Here is a 20,397-nt window from a genome sequence, read left to right as displayed (position 1 = left end):
GCCGCAGCAGTACGCACCCGTACGCCCCTTCGCCTGGAGCAACAGACGCCCATGGACCTCGACGTCTTCGTCACCGCCCACCGCACGGAGTGGGATCGCCTCGAACACCTTCTGCGCCGAGGGCGCCGTCTCACGGGTGCGGAAGCGGACGAACTGGTCGTCCTCTACCAGCGCACGGCGACGCACCTCTCGCTGATCCAGTCGAGCAGTCCCGACCCCCTCCTCACTGGACGCCTGACCCAGCTGGTGGCCCGCGCCCGGTCGACCGTGACGGGCACCCGCAAGGCCTCCTGGCGGGACGCCGCCCGCTTCCTCACCGCGGGATTCCCCGCCGCGGTCTACCGCTCGCGCCACTGGTGGGTGCCCACCGCAGTGCTCTCGACCGCGGTCGCGGCACTTCTGGGCTGGTGGATCGGTACGCACCCCGAGGTACAGGCAGCGATCGCGGCTCCGGAAGACCTCCGCGCGATGACCCGGCCGGGCGGGGAGTACGAGACCTACTACTCCAGCCATCCGGCGGCGTCGTTCGCGGCGCAGGTATGGACGAACAACGCGCAGGCCGCGGCCCTGTGCCTGGTCCTGGGGGCGTTCCTCTGCATACCGGTGATCTGGATCCTCTTCCTCAACATGCTGAACCTCGGCGTCGGCATAGGCCTCATGTCCTCCGCCGGTCGGCTCGACGTCTTCCTCGGCCTGGTGCTGCCTCACGGCCTGCTGGAACTGACCGCGGTGTTCGTCGCCGCGGGCACGGGGCTACGCCTCGGCTGGGCGGTGATCGACCCTGGCCCCCTCTCACGCCGGACCGCCCTGGCCCAGCAGGGCCGCGCCGCACTGGGCATGGCGATCGGCCTGGCACTGGTCCTGTTCGTCTCCGGGCTCATCGAGGGCTTCGTGACGCCGTCCGGACTCCCGACCTGGGCCCGGATCACCATCGGCATCGCCGCTGAACTGGCCTTTCTCATGTACGTCTACATCCTGGGCGGCCGTGCGGCCCGCGCCGGCGACACCGGCGATCTCACCGCAGTCGAACGCAGCGCCGAACTTCCCACCGCAGCCTGACGGCCGATGTGCTTTCGCCCCTGCTGAGCTGCTAGTCTCCTCTTCGCCCACAGAACCCGTTGACACGGCAGATGTGGGGAGGTAGATTTGAACGGTTGCCTCGGACTGGACAAGTTCGAGATGAGCGCATATTGTCTACTCCGCTCGCGCAGGAGTGCTTGTCAGCTCCGCCGAGCCGCATGATTCTCCTTTATGGAATCCCTCGGGTTGTTCGTTTGCCCCGCGAGATTCTGTTAAAGTCGGATCCGCCGAAAGGCAAGGCCACTCCACAGGCCACCGGAAATCGAATTCGGACCGGAAACGGAACGAAAAAGAGTCTGGTAAAGTTGGAACCGCCGGAAAGGGAAAACGCGAAAGCGAAGAACCTGGAAAGCGAAACTGCACGGCCCGCTTCGACCGGGAATCGGACACGAAAGAGTCTGATAGAGTCGGAAACGCAAGACAGCAGGACAAAGAAGTAAACGAAGGGAAGCGCCCGGAGGGCCCCGGTGATACGGGACCGAAGGAAGCGTCCGTTCCTTGAGAACTCAACAGCGTGCCAAAAGTCAACGCCAGATATGTTGATACCCCGGCCTGCTTCGGCAGGTTGGTGGTTCCTTTGAAAGTCCTACGGTCGCCATGTGCGGCGGTAGGCAATACACAGCGAGGACGCTGTGAACAACGGGTCTTATTCCGACCGGTTGTTCCGCTCTCGTGTGTGTGCACCCGATTACGGGTAAACATTCACGGAGAGTTTGATCCTGGCTCAGGACGAACGCTGGCGGCGTGCTTAACACATGCAAGTCGAACGATGAAGCCGCTTCGGTGGCGGATTAGTGGCGAACGGGTGAGTAACACGTGGGCAATCTGCCCTTCACTCTGGGACAAGCCCTGGAAACGGGGTCTAATACCGGATAACACTCTGTCCCGCATGGGACGGGGTTGAAAGCTCCGGCGGTGAAGGATGAGCCCGCGGCCTATCAGCTTGTTGGTGGGGTAATGGCCTACCAAGGCGACGACGGGTAGCCGGCCTGAGAGGGCGACCGGCCACACTGGGACTGAGACACGGCCCAGACTCCTACGGGAGGCAGCAGTGGGGAATATTGCACAATGGGCGAAAGCCTGATGCAGCGACGCCGCGTGAGGGATGACGGCCTTCGGGTTGTAAACCTCTTTCAGCAGGGAAGAAGCGAAAGTGACGGTACCTGCAGAAGAAGCGCCGGCTAACTACGTGCCAGCAGCCGCGGTAATACGTAGGGCGCAAGCGTTGTCCGGAATTATTGGGCGTAAAGAGCTCGTAGGCGGCTTGTCACGTCGGATGTGAAAGCCCGGGGCTTAACCCCGGGTCTGCATTCGATACGGGCTAGCTAGAGTGTGGTAGGGGAGATCGGAATTCCTGGTGTAGCGGTGAAATGCGCAGATATCAGGAGGAACACCGGTGGCGAAGGCGGATCTCTGGGCCATTACTGACGCTGAGGAGCGAAAGCGTGGGGAGCGAACAGGATTAGATACCCTGGTAGTCCACGCCGTAAACGTTGGGAACTAGGTGTTGGCGACATTCCACGTCGTCGGTGCCGCAGCTAACGCATTAAGTTCCCCGCCTGGGGAGTACGGCCGCAAGGCTAAAACTCAAAGGAATTGACGGGGGCCCGCACAAGCAGCGGAGCATGTGGCTTAATTCGACGCAACGCGAAGAACCTTACCAAGGCTTGACATATACCGGAAAGCATCAGAGATGGTGCCCCCCTTGTGGTCGGTATACAGGTGGTGCATGGCTGTCGTCAGCTCGTGTCGTGAGATGTTGGGTTAAGTCCCGCAACGAGCGCAACCCTTGTTCTGTGTTGCCAGCATGCCCTTCGGGGTGATGGGGACTCACAGGAGACTGCCGGGGTCAACTCGGAGGAAGGTGGGGACGACGTCAAGTCATCATGCCCCTTATGTCTTGGGCTGCACACGTGCTACAATGGCCGGTACAATGAGCTGCGATGCCGCGAGGCGGAGCGAATCTCAAAAAGCCGGTCTCAGTTCGGATTGGGGTCTGCAACTCGACCCCATGAAGTCGGAGTTGCTAGTAATCGCAGATCAGCATTGCTGCGGTGAATACGTTCCCGGGCCTTGTACACACCGCCCGTCACGTCACGAAAGTCGGTAACACCCGAAGCCGGTGGCCCAACCCCTTGTGGGAGGGAGCTGTCGAAGGTGGGACTGGCGATTGGGACGAAGTCGTAACAAGGTAGCCGTACCGGAAGGTGCGGCTGGATCACCTCCTTTCTAAGGAGCATCTAGACCCTTTCGGGGGTCCAGAGCCACTACGTCGGCAAATGTTCGACGGTGGTCAGCTCATGGGTGGAACGTTGACTATTCGGCACGACAGGTTCATTACTGCTAGTACTGCTTCGGCGTGGAACGTGGTGAGGGATCGGTTGTGTCGGGCACGTTGTTGGGTGTCTGAGGGTGCGGCCGTAAGGTTGTTCCTTCTGATCCGGTCCCAGTGAACTCACCTTTGCGGGTGGGGTGATGGGTGGCTGGTCGTTGTTTGAGAACTGCACAGTGGACGCGAGCATCTGTGGCCAAGTTTTTAAGGGCGCACGGTGGATGCCTTGGCACCAGGAACCGATGAAGGACGTGGGAGGCCACGATAGTCCCCGGGGAGCTGTCAACCAAGCTTTGATCCGGGGGTTTCCGAATGGGGAAACCCGGCAGTCGTCATGGGCTGTCACCCGCTGCTGAACACATAGGCAGTGTGGAGGGAACGAGGGGAAGTGAAACATCTCAGTACCCTCAGGAAGAGAAAACAACCGTGATTCCGGGAGTAGTGGCGAGCGAAACTGGATGAGGCCAAACCGTATGCGTGTGATACCCGGCAGGGGTTGCGCATGCGGGGTTGTGGGATCTCTCTTTCACGGTCTGCCGGCTGTGAGACGAGTCAGAAACCGTTGATGTAGGCGAAGGACATGCGAAAGGTCCGGCGTAGAGGGTAAGACCCCCGTAGCTGAAACATCAGCGGCTTGTTTGAGAGACACCCAAGTAGCACGGGGCCCGAGAAATCCCGTGTGAATCTGGCGGGACCACCCGCTAAGCCTAAATATTCCCTGGTGACCGATAGCGGATAGTACCGTGAGGGAATGGTGAAAAGTACCGCGGGAGCGGAGTGAAATAGTACCTGAAACCGTGTGCCTACAAGCCGTGGGAGCGTCGCGCATCGAGCTTGCTCGGTGCGTCGTGACTGCGTGCCTTTTGAAGAATGAGCCTGCGAGTTAGCGGTGTGTAGCGAGGTTAACCCGTGTGGGGAAGCCGTAGCGAAAGCGAGTCCGAACAGGGCGTTTGAGTTGCACGCTCTAGACCCGAAGCGGAGTGATCTAGCCATGGGCAGGTTGAAGCGGAGGTAAGACTTCGTGGAGGACCGAACCCACCAGGGTTGAAAACCTGGGGGATGACCTGTGGTTAGGGGTGAAAGGCCAATCAAACTCCGTGATAGCTGGTTCTCCCCGAAATGCATTTAGGTGCAGCGTCGTGTGTTTCTTGCCGGAGGTAGAGCACTGGATAGGCGATGGGCCCTACCGGGTTACTGACCTTAGCCAAACTCCGAATGCCGGTAAGTGAGAGCGCGGCAGTGAGACTGTGGGGGATAAGCTCCATGGTCGAGAGGGAAACAGCCCAGAGCATCGACTAAGGCCCCTAAGCGTACGCTAAGTGGGAAAGGATGTGGAGTCGCAGAGACAACCAGGAGGTTGGCTTAGAAGCAGCCACCCTTGAAAGAGTGCGTAATAGCTCACTGGTCAAGTGATTCCGCGCCGACAATGTAGCGGGGCTCAAGCGTACCGCCGAAGTCGTGTCATTCATACACATAGGGCCAACGCCTGTATGGATGGGTAGGGGAGCGTCGTGTGCCGGGTGAAGCAGCCGCGGAAGCGAGTTGTGGACGGTTCACGAGTGAGAATGCAGGCATGAGTAGCGATACACACGTGAGAAACGTGTGCGCCGATTGACTAAGGGTTCCTGGGTCAAGCTGATCTGCCCAGGGTAAGTCGGGACCTAAGGCGAGGCCGACAGGCGTAGTCGATGGACAACCGGTTGATATTCCGGTACCCGCTTTGAAACGCCCAGTACTGAATCAGGCGATGCTAAGTCCGTGAAGCCGGCCCGATCTCTTCGGAGTTGAGGGTAGTGGTGGAGCCGATGAACCAGACTTGTAGTAGGTAAGCGATGGGGTGACGCAGGAAGGTAGTCCAGCCCGGGCGGTGGTTGTCCCGGGGTAAGGGTGTAGGACGCACGGTAGGCAAATCCGTCGTGCATAAGTCTGAGACCTGATGCCGAGCCGATTGTGGTGAAGTGGATGATCCTATGCTGTCGAGAAAAGCCTCTAGCGAGTTTCATGGCGGCCCGTACCCTAAACCGACTCAGGTGGTCAGGTAGAGAATACCGAGGCGTTCGGGTGAACTATGGTTAAGGAACTCGGCAAAATGCCCCCGTAACTTCGGGAGAAGGGGGGCCATCACTGGTGATCCGATTTACTCGGTGAGCTGGGGGTGGCCGCAGAGACCAGCGAGAAGCGACTGTTTACTAAAAACACAGGTCCGTGCGAAGCCGTAAGGCGATGTATACGGACTGACGCCTGCCCGGTGCTGGAACGTTAAGGGGACCGGTTAGCTGCTCTTCGGGGTGGCGAAGCTGAGAACTTAAGCGCCAGTAAACGGCGGTGGTAACTATAACCATCCTAAGGTAGCGAAATTCCTTGTCGGGTAAGTTCCGACCTGCACGAATGGCGTAACGACTTCTCGACTGTCTCAACCATAGGCCCGGTGAAATTGCACTACGAGTAAAGATGCTCGTTTCGCGCAGCAGGACGGAAAGACCCCGGGACCTTTACTATAGTTTGATATTGGTGTTCGGTTCGGCTTGTGTAGGATAGGTGGGAGACTGTGAAGCGGCCACGCCAGTGGTTGTGGAGTCGTCGTTGAAATACCACTCTGGTCGTGCTGGATGTCTAACCTGGGTCCGTGATCCGGATCAGGGACAGTGTCTGATGGGTAGTTTAACTGGGGCGGTTGCCTCCTAAAGAGTAACGGAGGCGCCCAAAGGTTCCCTCAGCCTGGTTGGTAATCAGGTGTTGAGTGTAAGTGCACAAGGGAGCTTGACTGTGAGACCGACGGGTCGAGCAGGGACGAAAGTCGGGACTAGTGATCCGGCAGTGGCTTGTGGAAGCGCTGTCGCTCAACGGATAAAAGGTACCCCGGGGATAACAGGCTGATCTTCCCCAAGAGTCCATATCGACGGGATGGTTTGGCACCTCGATGTCGGCTCGTCGCATCCTGGGGCTGGAGTCGGTCCCAAGGGTTGGGCTGTTCGCCCATTAAAGCGGTACGCGAGCTGGGTTTAGAACGTCGTGAGACAGTTCGGTCCCTATCCGCTGTGCGCGTAGGAATATTGAGAAGGGCTGTCCCTAGTACGAGAGGACCGGGACGGACGAACCTCTGGTGTGCCAGTTGTCCTGCCAAGGGCATGGCTGGTTGGCTACGTTCGGAAAGGATAACCGCTGAAAGCATCTAAGCGGGAAGCCTGCTTCGAGATGAGTATTCCCACCCTCTTGAGGGGTTAAGGCTCCCAGTAGACGACTGGGTTGATAGGCCAGATGTGGAAGCCCGGTAACGGGTGGAGCTGACTGGTACTAATAGGCCGAGGGCTTGTCCTCAGTTGCTCGCGTCCACTGTGTTAGTTCTGAAATAACGAACAGCTGTGTTGTTGCCCGGTGTTCATAGTTTCATAGTGTTTCGGTGGTCATTGCGTTAGGGAAACGCCCGGTTACATTCCGAACCCGGAAGCTAAGCCTTTCAGCGCCGATGGTACTGCAGGGGGGACCCTGTGGGAGAGTAGGACGCCGCCGAACAATTATTGTGGGAAAGCCCCGCACCTTCTGGTGCGGGGCTTTTCTGCGTTCCGGGACCGGAGCACAGCGGCCCGCCGCCCCTCCCTCGCCGGGCCGACCGCAGTGCCTCAGAGACGACCTGCGGCCTTCAGCGCCAAGTACGTATCGGCCAGCGCGGGAGCAAGATTGTCCGGAGTGGCGTCCACAACCACGACGCCATGGCGACGAAGCCTGTCCGCTGTGCGGCGACGGTCCGCCTGGGCCTGGCCGGCGGCTGCCGCGTCGTACACCGATTCCACTGTTCCCCGTGCGTTGGCCATTTCCTCGATCCGAGGGTCGGAGACCGCAGCCACGAGAACAGTGTGGCGCTGGGTGAGCTGGGACAGCACCGGGAGAAGCCCCTCCTCGATGGGGGCGGCCTCCAGCGTCGTGAGGAGAACGATCAGCGAACCGCGCGGGGCATCCGTGAGGGCGGCATTGCTGAGGCCGCGGGCGTCCGTCTCGATGAGCTCGGCCTCCAGCGTCGCCAGCGTGTTGATGACGGTGGGCAGGACATTGCCCGAGGCTGTCCGGGCTTGGACACGGGCTCGGACCTGGCGGTCATAGGCGAGGAGGCTGACGCGGTCGCCGGCCCGCATCGCTAGTGCGGTGAGGAGGAGCGTGGCGTCCATCGAGGCGTCCAGGCGGGGTACGTCACCGACCCGGCCCGCCGACGTACGCCCGGTGTCGAGAACGATGAGGATGTGCCGGTCACGCTCGGGCCGCCAGGTCCGGACCGCTACGGCGGACTGGCGTGCGGTGGCCCGCCAGTCGATGGAGCGGGTGTCGTCCCCCGGTACGTAAGCTCGCAGACTGTCGAACTCTGTGCCCTCACCACGTGTCAGAACGCTGGTGCGACCGTCCAGTTCGCGGAGCCGGGCGAGCCGGGAGGGCAGATGCTTGCGGCTGGTGAACGGCGGCAGGATCCGTACGGTCCAAGGGGCTCGATGCTGCCCTTGGCGTGCGGCGAGGCCGAGCGGACCGTACGAGCGGACCGTGATGCGTTCCGCCTGCCGGTCGCCGCGACGCGTCGGGCGCAGAACGGTGACCAGGCGCCGCTGTTCGCCGGCGGGGATCGTCAGCGTGTGACGGGAAGCGCGGCGTTCGGCGCCCGAGGCCCAGCTGCTGGGGGGCCAGGCGTCCCGCAGCTGGGCGCGCAGGCTCCGACGCGAGGTGTTGGTCACCGTCAGTTGCACTTCGGCCGTGTCACCGAGTCGAACGCTTGTATCGCCGGATCGGGTGAATCGAAGCGTTCGCACTGGCGCGGCCAGGGCGTAGTCGCACAGAATGGCCAGGGAGAGCGGGGCGTTGACCGCCAACATCCCGGTCCAGCTGGGAGCGAAGACGCCTACGGGGAGTGACCCCAGGGCGGCCAGCAGCGCGGTACGTCCGGTGAGGGCCATGGTCACCGCCTCATCGGGGTACGGGGACGTGGGCGAGCACTGAGGCGATGACGGAGTCGGGAGTGACTCCTTCCATTTCCGCCTCGGGCCGCAGTTGGATGCGATGACGGAGCGTGGGAAGGGCCAGGGCCTTCACATCGTCCGGGATGACATAGTCCCGACCGGTCAGCCAGGCCCAGGCGCGGGCGGTCGACAGCAGTGCGGTGGTGCCTCGGGGGGAGACACCGAGAGCGAGCGAGGGGGAATCGCGCGTGGCACGGCAGATATCCACTACATAGCCGGTGATCTCGGGGGAGACGGTCGTCTTCGCGACGGCCTCGCGTGCTGCTTCCAGATCAGCGGGTCCGGCGACGGGCCGTATCCCGGCGGCCTTGAGGTCGCGGGGGCTGAAGCCGTCGGCATGGCGGGTGAGGACATCGATCTCGTCCTGGCGCGAAGGGAGCGGAACCGTCAATTTGAGAAGGAAGCGGTCCAGTTGGGCTTCGGGAAGGGGGTAGGTGCCTTCGTACTCGACGGGGTTCTGGGTCGCGGCGACAAGGAAGGGTTCAGGCAGTGGACGCGGCGTTCCGTCGACGGTGACCTGCCGCTCCTCCATCGCTTCAAGGAGGGACGACTGGGTCTTGGGAGGGGTGCGGTTGATCTCGTCGGCGATCAGCAGGTTGGTGAAGACCGGGCCGGGCTGGAAGGAGAACTCGGCGGTGCGCGCGTCGTAGACCAGTGAACCCGTGACGTCGCTGGGCATCAGGTCGGGGGTGAACTGCACGCGCTTGGTGTCGACTTCGAGGGAAGCAGCGAGTGCACGCACGAGCAGAGTCTTGGCCACTCCGGGCACGCCTTCGAGGAGCACGTGACCTCGACAGAGCAGCGCGACGACGAGTCCGGTGACGGCGGGGTCCTGCCCGACCACGGCCTTGGCGATCTCGGAGCGCAGAGCCTCCAAGGAGGCGCGGGCGCTGTCGGACGGCTCCGGTTCCGTGGGCATCGCAGAAGGCGCCATGGGCTCGGCCGGCTCGGGGGTCGGGGCGCTCATGAAGTGCGTACCTCTCTTTCGAGGGCGTCGAGTTGATCGGCGAGGAGGACCAGGGCGGCGTCGGTGGAGGGAGCCGGGCCGAAGAGCAGGGTGTTCAGATCGCGGTCCGGGGCAGTGACGCGTGCGGACACGGCGGGGAGGAGGACATCAGGGGTGTGCGCGTCACGGACGGGCACACCGGCGAGTGGAGCGAGGCGTGTGCGGCCGGCGGCTCGGAGGGCGTCGGCGGCCCGGTCGCGGGCGTTGGCCTTGCGGTAGAGGAGGGAGCGGCCCTCGGCGGATTCGGACGCGCGGATGGCTACCGGCAGTCGTTCTGTCACCAGGGGGCCGAGTCGGCGGGCCCGCCAGACGGCGGCGAGGACGGCGGCGAGGGCGAGTTGAAGCGTTCCCCACAGCCAGCCGGAGGGGACGAGGTCGAGGAAGCCGCTCTCGTCGGCCGAGTCGTCTCTCGCTCCGCCCTCCGACTGTTCTTCGTCCCCGTCGCCGGGGGCGCCGTCATCGCTTGTCGCGGATGGATCGGTGAGCGAGGGGAGGTACCAGACGAGATGGGGACGGGAACCGAGGAGTTGCAGGGCGAGGGAGGCGTTGCCCTGCTGGTCGAGACGCTCGTTGTGGAGGAAAGCGGGGGAGCCGAGGACGACGGTGTCGCCGCCCGCTCCGGTCGGGAGAGCCACCAGGCTGGGGGTGCCTGCGCTCGGGTAGCAGGTGACGGCGGCCGGGTCCTGCGCCGTGTAGCGGGTGCCGCCCAGGTCCGCTGTGCCGGCCCTGCGGGCGGCGGGGAGCTCGCACGACGGGGCGAGAGCGCTGACGGGGAGGTGCGCTTCGGCGCGGACGCCGGGGGCGAGCCGGGCGGTGGCCCCCGGGCCCGGAGCGATCAGCAGGGTGCGTCCGGCGGAGGCGGTGGTCGCCTCGTTCAGCCGGAGCTGTTGCGACCGGGTCAGGAGGTTGGGGCCGGCGACCAGGAGTGTGGTGTCGGATCCGGTCGCGGCGGTGGCCTCGTCGAGGGTGGTGGCCACGGTGACGGATACGCCGCGTGCTGTGAGGAGTTCGGCCACGGCACGGCTGCCCTTGGGGTCCGCGGAGCGGGGGTCGAGCTGTCCGTGGCTCGTGCCGGAGCGTACGGCGGCGAACGTGATGCCGGCGACGACGAGGATGAGGATGACCGCCAGGATGCCTCGGGCGCGGGTCCAGACCTGGCCGGGGGTGGGCGCCGTCGAGGTGGGGGAAGCGGTGGTCGCCGCGGTCATCCGGTGGCTCCTCGGGAGGTTCCGGGCAGCAGCGGCTTCGCCTCGTCGAGTGCCAGGTCGAGGGTGCGCAGGGACAGGTATGCCGACTGGTCCGCGGCGCGGCCGCCGTATGTCACGTCGTCGAAGCTCCGCGCGGCGGCGCGCAGCCGGGTCGTGTGCTCGGGGAGGGTGCGGCCCGCCTCGGCTGCGGCCTCGTCCGCGGTGCGGCCGGGTCGGGGGTCGAGCAGGGCGCGCTCCTCCAGGGAGCGGACGATGGCGCGCATGCGCTCCTGGACCGCTTCGGTCCAGCGCAGGGCCGCGGCGTGTGCTTCGGCCGTGGCGCGGTGCTGGGCCGCGCTGCGGGGGCCCGTGCTGTCGAACAGAGCCTCCGCGCTCCGGGAGGAGCGTTGCGGGGTGCCGAGCCGCCACCAGAGGGCGGCGGCGAGGCCGACGACGATGACGACCAGGACGGCGAGTCCGGCCGGGCCGCCGGGGGCGGCCCCCGCGGCGGCGTCGAAGACTCCGGCGACCCAGTCCCAGAACTGGTTCAGGGCACGCTGGACGACGTTCGGGTCGTTCTCGTGGTACATCGGCTTGGACAGCTCGCTCTCGGCCGCTTCCCGTGCGGGAAGGCGTGGCGTGTCCACGGGTATGTCGCCCGCCGCGATGTCCTGCCGTGCTGTGGTGATGCCCCCCGCCGCCGACACCGCATCAGCTCCTGGGTGTGTTGTCGCCGTAGCCCGGCAGGCCTGCGGCCCGTGCGAGGTCGAGGTCCAGGGCTTCGCGGCGGATGCGCTGGTCCACGTAGAGAAGCGCCATCACGCCGGCGACGAAGGGGTAGATCAACGTCGAGACGATCACTTCGCCGATGCCGGTGACGATGAGGAAGGGCCAGCCGACGGAAGGAGCGGTACCGCCGAAGAGGTCACTGACCTCGGTTCCGTCGGCGATCACCGCGATGATGCCGAACGGGATGGAGACGAGGAACGTCAGCAGGAAGGTCAGCAGATAGGTCAGGGCGAGGATTCCGAAGGTGCGCCACCAGGCGCCCCGGACCAGCTTCGCCGACCTGCGCAGCGCGGCGACGATGCTCTGCCGTTCCAGCATCAGTGCGGGGGCGGCGAGGGCGAAGCTCACGTTCAGCCAGAGCATCACGACGCAGGCGGCGGCGAAGCCGAGGAAGGCGAGGGCCGCTCCGGCCTCGGAGCCGAGCAACAGGCCGGGGCCGATGCCCACGGTCATGATGGCGGCCATGATCACGGCGACCAGCACGGTCAGACCGAGCAGAGGGAGGACGCGGGGGCGGGCTTCGGCCCAGGAGTCGGCGAGCGTGGTGGGGCGGCCCAGCACGGAGCGGCTGATGATCACGGTGACGACCGACGCCGTGAAGAGCGTGGCGACCATCGAGAGGAGGGAGACCGGGGCCAGGGAGACCAGCGTCGACCGGGCCGAGTCGGCGGTCTGGCGCAGGGCCTCGGCGCCGGTGGCGTTCGGGTCGATGGAGGTCGGTTCCGGCAGCAGGTAGCGCTGCATGAGGATGACGGCGATCTGGGTGATCACCGAGATCGTCAGGCTGAAGCCCAGGGCGGTACGCCAGTGGGCGCGCAGGGCGGACACCGAGCCGTCGAGGATCTCGCCGAGGCTCAGCGGGCGCAGCGGGATGACGCCGGGCTTCGCGGCCGGGGCGGTCCTGCCCAGCCCTGCCGCTGCGGGCCGCCGCCCCAGCCGGGTGCGGGCGGCCGGGTTCCGGGACCGCTGCCGGGGTTGCTCGGTGGGGACCACTGCCCGGGGGGCGGCTGCTCGGGGGACCACTGCCCCTTCGGGCCGCTTCCGTCCTGCGGGTCGGAGGGGCGGGGAATCGCCGTCTCCTTGCCGTCGGAGGGGGCAGATCCGGGCGACGCCCAGCCCGGAGAGTCGTTCATTCTCGCTCCTTCACCGTCCTGACCGCTCATCGGGGCGGCAGGTTGGCAGCCATCGTGCCACGCGCCGGTCCGGGGCGGACCAGCCGCTCCTTCTCGTTCGCACCTTCATATGCGCGTGGCTCACCGGGCAGACTGGACAGATGGCTGATCACGACGCGCAATCATCGGTGGGCTTCGAGCCTCCCGCGCTTTCGGTACTCCGCTGGGACGAGCCTCCGGAAGGCCCCGTGCTGGTGCTTCTCGACCAGACGCGGCTGCCCGCCGAGGAGGTCGAGCTGGTGTGCACCGATGTGCCCGCGCTGGTGCGGGCGATCCAGACGCTGGCGGTGCGCGGGGCTCCGCTGCTCGGGATCGCCGGGGGCTACGGGGTGGCGCTCGCGGCGGCGCGGGGCTTCGACGTCGCCGAGGCGGCGGGACTGCTGGCGGGGGCGCGGCCCACCGCGGTGAATCTCGGCTACGGGGTGCGGAGGGTGGCAGCGGCCTACTGGGCGGCGGCCGGGAAGGGGGAGGGCGACGAGGCGGCCGCCGCGGCGGCGCTGGCCGAGGCGCGGGCGCTGCACCGGGAGGATGCCCAGGCCAGCAGGCGTATGGCCGAGTACGGCGAGGCGCTGCTGGAGGAACTGCTGCCGGGCCGGGCGTACCAGCTGCTGACCCACTGCAACACCGGGGCGCTGGTCTCGGGAGGGGAGGGGACGGCGCTCGCGGTGGCGTTGCGGGTGCACCGGCAGGGGCGGCTGCGACGGCTGTGGGTGGACGAGACGCGGCCGCTGCTCCAGGGGGCGCGGCTGACGGCGTTCGAGGCGGCGAGGAACGGGCTGGCGTACAGCCTGCTCACGGACAACGCGGCGGGGTCCCTGTTCGCGGCGGGGGAGGTCGACGCGGTGCTCATAGGCGCCGACCGCATCGCCGCGGACGGCTCGGTGGCCAACAAGGTGGGGAGCTACCCGCTGGCCGTGCTCGCGAAGTACCACCACGTGCCCTTCATCGTGGTGGCACCGACGACGACCGTGGATCTGGAGACCCCGGACGGCACATCGATCATCGTCGAGCAGCGTTCCGGGCAGGAAGTGACGGAGCTCACATCGCTGCAGGGTGTATCGGCCGACGGCGGACGCGGGATCGTCGTCGCACCCCTCGGAGCCCCGGCGTACAACCCGGCCTTCGACGTCACGCCGCCGGAACTGATCACGGCGATCGTCACCGAGGAGGGCACAATTTCCCCGGTCACGGGGGTCGGACTGGCCGAGCTGTGTGCCAGGTCATCGCAGGTAACGATTAGCTAATGGGATGATGTCGATTATGAAGGGACGCGTCCTTGTCGTCGACGACGACACCGCACTGGCCGAGATGCTCGGGATTGTGCTGCGTGGAGAAGGTTTCGAGCCGTCGTTCGTAGCGGACGGCGACAAGGCACTGGCCGCATTTCGTGAGGCCAAGCCGGACCTGGTGCTGCTCGACCTCATGCTGCCCGGTAGGGACGGCATCGAGGTGTGCAGGCTGATCAGGGCCGAGTCCGGTGTGCCGATCGTCATGCTCACTGCCAAGAGTGACACCGTCGATGTCGTGGTCGGCCTGGAATCCGGGGCCGACGACTACATCGTCAAGCCGTTCAAACCTAAGGAGTTGGTCGCCCGGATCAGGGCACGTCTGCGGCGGTCCGAAGAGCCCGCGCCGGAACAGCTGACCATCGGTGACCTGGTCATCGACGTGGCCGGCCACTCCGTGAAGCGGGAGGGGCAGTCGATCGCCCTGACCCCGCTGGAGTTCGACCTGCTGGTCGCGCTCGCCCGCAAGCCGTGGCAGGTCTTCACCCGTGAGGTCCTGCTGGAGCAGGTGTGGGGTTACCGCCACGCGGCCGACACCCGCCTGGTGAATGTTCATGTCCAGCGTCTGCGTTCCAAGGTCGAGAAGGACCCGGAACGGCCGGAGATCGTGGTGACGGTCCGAGGCGTCGGCTACAAGGCCGGACCGAGCTGAGATGGCCCGAGGCGGTGCTGCTCCGGGGCCCGGCGAGCCGGGAGTCCGTACGGAGCGGGCTGCCGGCCCGGGTCGGAAGGCGTCACGTATGAGCCGTTTCCTGCAGGGCGGCCGGTTGTTCGAGGACCGGACGCCCGGCGGGCCCGTACCGCGGTTGTTGATGCGGTGGGTGCGTCGTCCGTTGTTGCCGGCCGTCCGTTTGTGGCGGCGCAACCTGCAGCTCCGCGTGGTCGCGGGCACTCTCCTGATGTCGCTCGGGGTCGTGCTGCTGCTCGGCTTCGTCGTCATCGGCCAGGTGCGCAACGGCCTGCTCGACGCCAAGGGCAAGGCCGCCCAGACCCAGGCCGCCGGCGGTTTCGCCGCGGCCCAGGAGAAGGCGAACGCTCCCCTCGCCCCCGGCGGCCAGGGGAGCGACGGAGCCGACGGCATGACCGGCAGCACCTCCTGGCGCACCGAGCTCGTCGACCAGCTCGCCAGCGGCGGCAAGAACGCCTTCAACGTGGTGGCGCTCAGCGTGGACTCGGTCACCGAGGGTGCGGGCAGCCGTGCCGCGCGTGGTTCCGGCAGCGTCGAGGCGTCCAGCGTGCCCGAGCGTCTGCGGCAGAACGTCAGCAAGGGGCAGGGCGCCTACCAGACCTACTCCCTGATCCAGTACTCGTACGGCAACGAGTCGCAACCGGGGCTCGTCGTCGGCAAGCGGCTCTACGACATCGATCAGCAGCCCTATGAGCTGTACTACCTCTTCCCGCTCACGCAGGAGGAGAAGTCCCTGGCCCTGGTCAAGACGACCCTGGCGACCGCCGGACTGTTCGTCGTCGTGCTGCTCGGAGCCATCGCCTGGTTCGTGGTGCGGCAGGTGGTCACACCGGTGCGGATGGCGGCCGGTATCGCCGAGCGGCTCTCCGCGGGCAAGCTCCAGGAACGGATGAAGGTCACCGGCGAGGACGACATCGCCCGGCTCGGCGAGGCCTTCAACAAGATGGCCCAGAACCTCCAGCTCAAGATCCAGCAGCTGGAGGAGCTCTCCCGGATGCAGCGGCGGTTCGTCTCCGACGTCTCGCACGAGCTGCGGACCCCCCTCACGACCGTGCGGATGGCCGCCGACGTCATCCATGAGGCCCGCGCCGACTTCGACCCCGTCACCGCACGCTCCGCCGAGCTGCTGGGCGACCAGCTCGACCGGTTCGAGTCGCTGCTCGCCGATCTGCTGGAGATCAGCCGCTTCGACGCGGGCGCGGCGGCCCTGGAGGCCGAGCCGATAGACCTGCGGACCGTGGTGCACCGGGTGATCGGTGGCGCCGAGCCGCTCGCCGAGCGCAAGGGCACCCGGATCCTGGTTGTCGGCGACGACCAGCCGGTGGTCGCCGAGGCCGATGCCCGGCGTGTCGAACGCGTCCTGCGTAACCTCGTGGTCAACGCCGTCGAGCACGGAGAGGGCCGGGACGTCGTGGTGCGGATGGGCGTGGCACAGGGCGCGGTCGCCGTGGCCGTCCGGGACTACGGAGTCGGGCTCAAGCCCGGCGAGGCGACCCGTGTCTTCAACCGGTTCTGGCGTGCCGACCCGGCGCGGGCCCGGACGACCGGCGGGACCGGTCTCGGCCTCTCCATCGCGGTCGAGGATGCCCGGCTGCACGGGGGCTGGCTCCAGGCCTGGGGCGAGCCCGGTGGCGGCTCCCAGTTCCGGCTGACCCTGCCGCGTACCGCGGACGAGCCCCTGCGCGGTTCGCCGATACCGCTGGAGCCCGAGGACTCGCGGCGCAACCGGGAGAGCCGGGAACGCGACGAGGCCGGATCGGGTACGTCGGGCGATCACCGCTTGATGTCCGTGCCGGCCCAGCCCGGCGCGGGTGCGCGTTCGCCGCTGCCCGTGCCCGGTCATGGGCCCGTCGCCCGCAGCGGCGCGCCCTCGTCGGTGCACCCCGCCGCGCTGCCGGGCAACGGAGCCCGTGTCGTGGCCCGCCCGGCCCCGGAACGCCCCGGAGACGTGGGCGGCGTACAGAATCCCGACCAGGAGGACACCACTCGTGGGTACTGACCGTCGTCCGGGCGGCCAAGGGCGGGCAGTGCGGACGACCGCGCTGCTGGGCTGCGCCGTCGTCGTGCTGGCCGGCTGCGGCTCGATGCCGGTGACCGGGGACGTCAAGGCGGTCGACGCCTCGCAGCCCGGCGACTCCCAGGTGCAGGTGTACGCGGTGGCGCCCCGGGACGGCGCACCGCCCAGTGAGATCGTCGACGGCTTCCTGGAGTCGATGACCAGTGACGACCCCGCGTTCGCGACCACCCGGAAATACCTGAGCACGGATGCCCGGCGCACCTGGCAGCCGGGCGGGAGCACCACGGTGCTGGCCCAGGCTCCCAACCGCAGCGGCCCCCTGCTCCACGACGAGGACAACCGGGCCACCCGGGACCGCGAGACGACCTACACGCTGACCGGCGAGAAGGTCGCGACGGTCGACGCCCAGAGCTCCTACCAGCCGCTCGCGCCCACCGCCTACTCCCAGACCCTGCACCTGGTGCTGGAGCAGGTGGCGGAGGGGAAGAAGGAGTGGCGCATCGACGTCGTGCCGGACGGCCTGGTCCTCGGGCAGTCCGACTTCAAGCGGCTCTACCGCTCCGTGAACAAGTACTACTACGCCACCGGGGGCACGAACAGCCGGTCGACGCTCGTCGCCGACCCCGTCTACGTACGCAACCGTACGGATCCCGTCACGCGCATGGACACCGCGACGCAGACCGTCAGGACCCTCCTCGCCGGGCCGACGAACTGGCTGCGGCCCGTGGTCGATTCCCGGTTCCCGACGGGGACCGCCCTGCGCAAGGGCGTCACCGCGCTGGCGCCGGACGACCAGAACGTCCTGAGGGTGCCGCTCAACCAGAAGGCCGAATCGGCGGGCCGTAGCGCCTGCCGGATGATGGCCGCCCAGGTGCTTTTCACGCTCCGCGACCTGACCTCGGCGCGGGTCGAGCGGGTGGAGCTGGAGGGTGGCGAGGGCCGGCTCTGCGCGCTGAACGCCGACGACGCGTCGGAGTTCTCCGCCGACCGCGGTTCCGAGGGGGCCGACAGCCAGTACTTCATCAATGAGAAGGGCCAGGTGGAGCGGATCCTCGGTGCCATCGACGGACCCGTGACACCCGAGCCCGTGACCGGTCCGCTGGGAGCGGGCACCGTCCCGATGGGATCCGTCGGAGTGGCCCGGGACGAGGAGCGGGCCGCCGCGGTCTCCTCCTCCGGCCAGTACCTCTACGTGTCCTCCGTCGAGACGGAGGGCGAACTGGCCGACCCCCTCGTCACCAGCAACGCGAAGAAGGCGGCTGACCGGCTGTCGCCGCCGAGCTGGGACGGCCGCGGCGATCTGTGGGTCGCCGACCGCGATCCGGCAGGACCGAGGCTGCTGCGGCTGGCCGGGGGCAAGGGCGAGCCGCAGGAGGTTCGGGTGCCCGGCCTCGACGGCGCCCGCATCGAGGAGCTCCGGCTGTCCGCGGACGGCGTGCGGATCGCCCTGCTGCTCACGAAGGACGGCCGTACGACGCTGAACATCGGCCGGGTCGAGCGCCGGGGGTCCTCCGTGGCACCCGAGATCTCGGTCGAGGACCTGCGCCAGGCCGCCCCGCAGCTCGCGGACGTTTCGGCCATCTCCTGGTCGGGCCGCAGCCGTCTGGTGGTGGTCGGCAAGGAGGAGGGCGGCGTTCAGCAGGTGCGTTACGTGCAGGCCGACGGGTCCACGTCGGCCTCGGGCGCGCTCCCCGGCGTGAACCAGGTCCAGTCGATCGCCGCGGCGGACGACGAACAGCTTCCGCTGATGGCGGAAACCGTCGGCGACGGCATTGTGAAGCTCTCGCCGGGGGACAACTGGCAGACGGTCCTCAAGGAGGGCAAGGCGCTGGTCTACCCCGGCTGATCCGGCAGGCCCGGGGTTTTCCACAGGGGTGGTCCGGTTCCCGTGGGCGCGGCACTGTGGGGTCATGCGGAACGTGTGGCACGAGCTGTCCGGTCTGCTTCTGCCGATGGCCTGCGCCGGGTGCGGCAGACCGCGCACCGAGCTGTGCGCGGTCTGCGGGGCCGCGCTGCTCGGCGTGGCCGCCCGGCGGGTCCGCCCCTCGCCGCGGCCGCCGGGACTTCCGGCGGTGTACGCGGCCGCGCCGTACGAGAACGCCGTACGCGCGGTTCTGCTGGCCCACAAGGAGCGCGGGGCACTCGGGCTGGCGAGGGTGCTCGGACGGGCCCTGGCGGGTGGCGTACGGGCCGTGGCGGGGCAGTCGGACGGTGCGGGGCCCCTGCTGCTGGTCCCCGTGCCCTCCGCGCGTTCCGCGACCGCGGCGCGTGGTCATGATCCGGTGCGCAGGATCGCCGTCACGGCCGCGCGCGAGCTGCGGCGCGCGGGCCTGTCGGCCCATGTGCTTTCGGTGCTCCGGCAGCGACGCGCGGTCGCCGACCAGTCGGGGCTCGGGGCGCGGCAGCGGCGGGCTAATCTGGCCGGCGCGCTGGAGCTCACGGCAGCGGGAGGGCGCCTTCTCCGGCGCGGCCTTGCCGCTCACGACCGGGTGATCCTGGTCGACGATCTGTTGACGACGGGATCGACGCTGGCGGAGGCGGCACGGGCCGTCGGCGAGGGGTGCGGCGCCGATCGGGAGTCCTCCGTGCGCGGAGGGTGCCGGGCGGCGGTCGTCGCGGCCTCTCCCTCCGCCTTCGAAATAAACCGGAACTGACCGAGAACCTGCATCGTTGCAGGTAATGAGAGGCTAATACCCCCTGAATGGAGGTACGTGCCAGTAGCGGGTGCCGAGACCCTGGTGCGCAGGCTATGTTCGGTTGTGAGGAACGGTGAATGCCGGACCTCGATGAATGCACCATGAGGTTTCGGGCAGGTAACTCACCGGTAGGAGAGGCACGCAAAGTCGGTGGGGTTGCGACCCCTCCGACGGGGGAGGAGGAGGCGAAAGCCACCGAGTCCGAGGCCCTGGGGATCTCCGGGGCCTGGTGCGAAAGGGAGATGCTCCGCCACTGAGCGGGGCGATCCGGGAACGGAGTTCTGCGTGGACATCGTCGTCAAGGGCCGCAAGACCGAGGTGCCCGAGCGGTTCCGCAAGCACGTGGCCGAGAAGCTGAAGCTGGACAAGATCCAGAAGTTCGACGGCAAGGTGATCAGCCTCGACGTCGAGGTGTCCAAGGAGCCGAATCCCCGTCAGGCCGACCGTTCCGACCGGGTGGAGATCACGCTCCGCTCCCGGGGGCCGGTCATCCGGGCGGAAGCGGCGGCGGGCGACCCTTACGCAGCGCTCGACCTGGCCACCGGAAAGCTGGAGGCCCGGCTGCGCAAGCAGCACGACAAGCGCTACAGCCGCCGTGGCAACGGCCGTCTGTCGGCTGCCGAGGTCGGGGACGTCGTCCCCGGCGTGGCTTCGTTCGACGAGGACGGTGAGCTGGTCGGCGACCAGTCGCCGGCGCCCGTCCCCACCACGAAGATCGGCTCGCTCGAAGTGCAGGGCGAAGGGCCGCTCGTGATGCGCGAGAAGACCCACACCGCCGCACCGATGTCGCTCGACCAGGCGCTCTACGAGATGGAACTGGTCGGTCACGACTTCTACTTGTTCGTCGACTCCGAGACGAAGGAGCCCAGCGTCGTCTACCGGCGACACGCCTACGACTACGGCGTCATCCACTTGAGGACCGACCCGCTCGCCGCGGACGAGGCAGGCGGCGCGGGCGGTGCGCTCGGCGGCTGAGGCCACATCATCCGGGTGCCCCCGGGGCGTTTTCACGCCACCGGGGGCACCCGTGCACGGGCACAGGACCACCGTGCCGGGGTCGGGGCATGGAATCATGGCGGACCGAGCCAATCGGTGTTCCGTGAGGTGCCGTTGGCGAACGACCGACACTTCAGGCCGTGGCCTTCTG

Annotated in this window: 11 protein-coding genes, 3 rRNA genes and 1 pseudogene; 10 read left to right on the top strand and 5 right to left on the bottom strand. The window is 67.1% G+C overall.

Annotation, left to right across the window (positions count from 1 at the left end):
• Window positions 1-51 precede the first annotated feature (51 nt).
• The 4 genes from CCZ36_RS12075 (at window position 52) to rrf (ending at window position 6,925) form a co-directional block, all read left to right on the top strand.
• On the top strand, window positions 52-1,059 hold the full coding sequence (locus CCZ36_RS12075) for a stage II sporulation protein M (protein WP_069740197.1): 1,008 nt from the start codon (window positions 52-54) through the stop codon (window positions 1,057-1,059).
• Window positions 1,060-1,781: 722 nt separating this feature from the next.
• Window positions 1,782-3,309, top strand: a 16S ribosomal RNA gene (locus tag CCZ36_RS12065).
• 297 nt (window positions 3,310-3,606) lie between these two features.
• Window positions 3,607-6,730, top strand: a 23S ribosomal RNA gene (locus CCZ36_RS12060).
• 78 nt (window positions 6,731-6,808) lie between these two features.
• A 5S ribosomal RNA gene (gene rrf / locus CCZ36_RS12055) occupies window positions 6,809-6,925 on the top strand.
• Together the 16S, 23S and 5S rRNA genes form the textbook arrangement of a ribosomal RNA operon.
• Window positions 6,926-7,032: 107 nt before the next feature.
• Here rrf and CCZ36_RS12050 read toward each other — a convergent pair.
• From CCZ36_RS12050 to CCZ36_RS12030, 5 genes and pseudogenes are all read right to left on the bottom strand, one after another.
• Window positions 7,033-8,346: a DUF58 domain-containing protein gene (locus CCZ36_RS12050; RefSeq protein ID WP_128817629.1), complete on the bottom strand. Its 1,314-nt coding sequence runs from the start codon at window positions 8,344-8,346 to the stop codon at window positions 7,033-7,035.
• Window positions 8,347-8,356: 10 nt separating this feature from the next.
• Window positions 8,357-9,376, bottom strand: a complete 1,020-nt coding sequence (locus CCZ36_RS12045) for an AAA family ATPase (RefSeq protein ID WP_069744207.1) — start codon at window positions 9,374-9,376, stop codon at window positions 8,357-8,359.
• Window positions 9,373-10,623 carry a DUF4350 domain-containing protein gene (locus CCZ36_RS12040; protein ID WP_128817628.1) on the bottom strand — a complete coding sequence of 417 codons (1,251 nt, stop codon included), beginning with the start codon at window positions 10,621-10,623 and terminating at the stop codon, window positions 9,373-9,375. The genes CCZ36_RS12045 and CCZ36_RS12040 overlap by 4 nt, the downstream gene beginning before the upstream one ends.
• On the bottom strand, window positions 10,620-11,309 hold the full coding sequence (locus CCZ36_RS12035; RefSeq protein WP_128817627.1) for a DUF4129 domain-containing protein: 690 nt from the start codon (window positions 11,307-11,309) through the stop codon (window positions 10,620-10,622). The genes CCZ36_RS12040 and CCZ36_RS12035 overlap by 4 nt, the downstream gene beginning before the upstream one ends.
• Before the next feature lie 4 nt (window positions 11,310-11,313).
• A pseudogene (locus CCZ36_RS12030) lies at window positions 11,314-12,524 on the bottom strand (hypothetical protein).
• Between the two features lie 140 nt (window positions 12,525-12,664).
• On the opposite strand from CCZ36_RS12030, the gene mtnA reads away from it, so the two are divergent.
• From mtnA to hpf, 6 genes are all read left to right on the top strand, one after another.
• A complete protein-coding gene (gene mtnA, locus CCZ36_RS12025) occupies window positions 12,665-13,807 on the top strand; it encodes an S-methyl-5-thioribose-1-phosphate isomerase (RefSeq protein WP_128817626.1) in 1,143 nt (380 codons plus the stop codon).
• 4 nt (window positions 13,808-13,811) lie between these two features.
• A complete protein-coding gene (mtrA, locus tag CCZ36_RS12020) occupies window positions 13,812-14,501 on the top strand; it encodes a two-component system response regulator MtrA (protein WP_007448372.1) in 690 nt (229 codons plus the stop codon).
• Window position 14,502: 1 nt separating this feature from the next.
• A complete protein-coding gene (gene mtrB / locus CCZ36_RS12015) occupies window positions 14,503-16,536 on the top strand; it encodes an MtrAB system histidine kinase MtrB (RefSeq protein WP_069739530.1) in 2,034 nt (677 codons plus the stop codon).
• A gap of 28 nt (window positions 16,537-16,564) precedes the next feature.
• Window positions 16,565-18,400, top strand: coding sequence for an LpqB family beta-propeller domain-containing protein (locus CCZ36_RS12010; RefSeq protein WP_069739529.1), 1,836 nt, complete (start codon window positions 16,565-16,567; stop codon window positions 18,398-18,400).
• A gap of 64 nt (window positions 18,401-18,464) precedes the next feature.
• Complete coding sequence (locus CCZ36_RS12005; RefSeq protein WP_128817625.1) at window positions 18,465-19,208, top strand: ComF family protein; 744 nt, start codon at window positions 18,465-18,467, stop codon at window positions 19,206-19,208.
• A gap of 327 nt (window positions 19,209-19,535) precedes the next feature.
• A complete protein-coding gene (hpf, locus tag CCZ36_RS11995) occupies window positions 19,536-20,225 on the top strand; it encodes a ribosome hibernation-promoting factor, HPF/YfiA family (RefSeq protein WP_006124981.1) in 690 nt (229 codons plus the stop codon).
• Window positions 20,226-20,397: the final 172 nt, after the last annotated feature.

It is taken from the genome of Streptomyces sp. S063, from assembly GCF_002832675.1.
Lineage (GTDB): Bacteria > Actinomycetota > Actinomycetes > Streptomycetales > Streptomycetaceae > Streptomyces > Streptomyces sindenensis.
The sequence above is the reverse complement of the archived record's forward strand: the minus strand, read 5'-3'. Positions and strand labels throughout refer to the sequence as shown.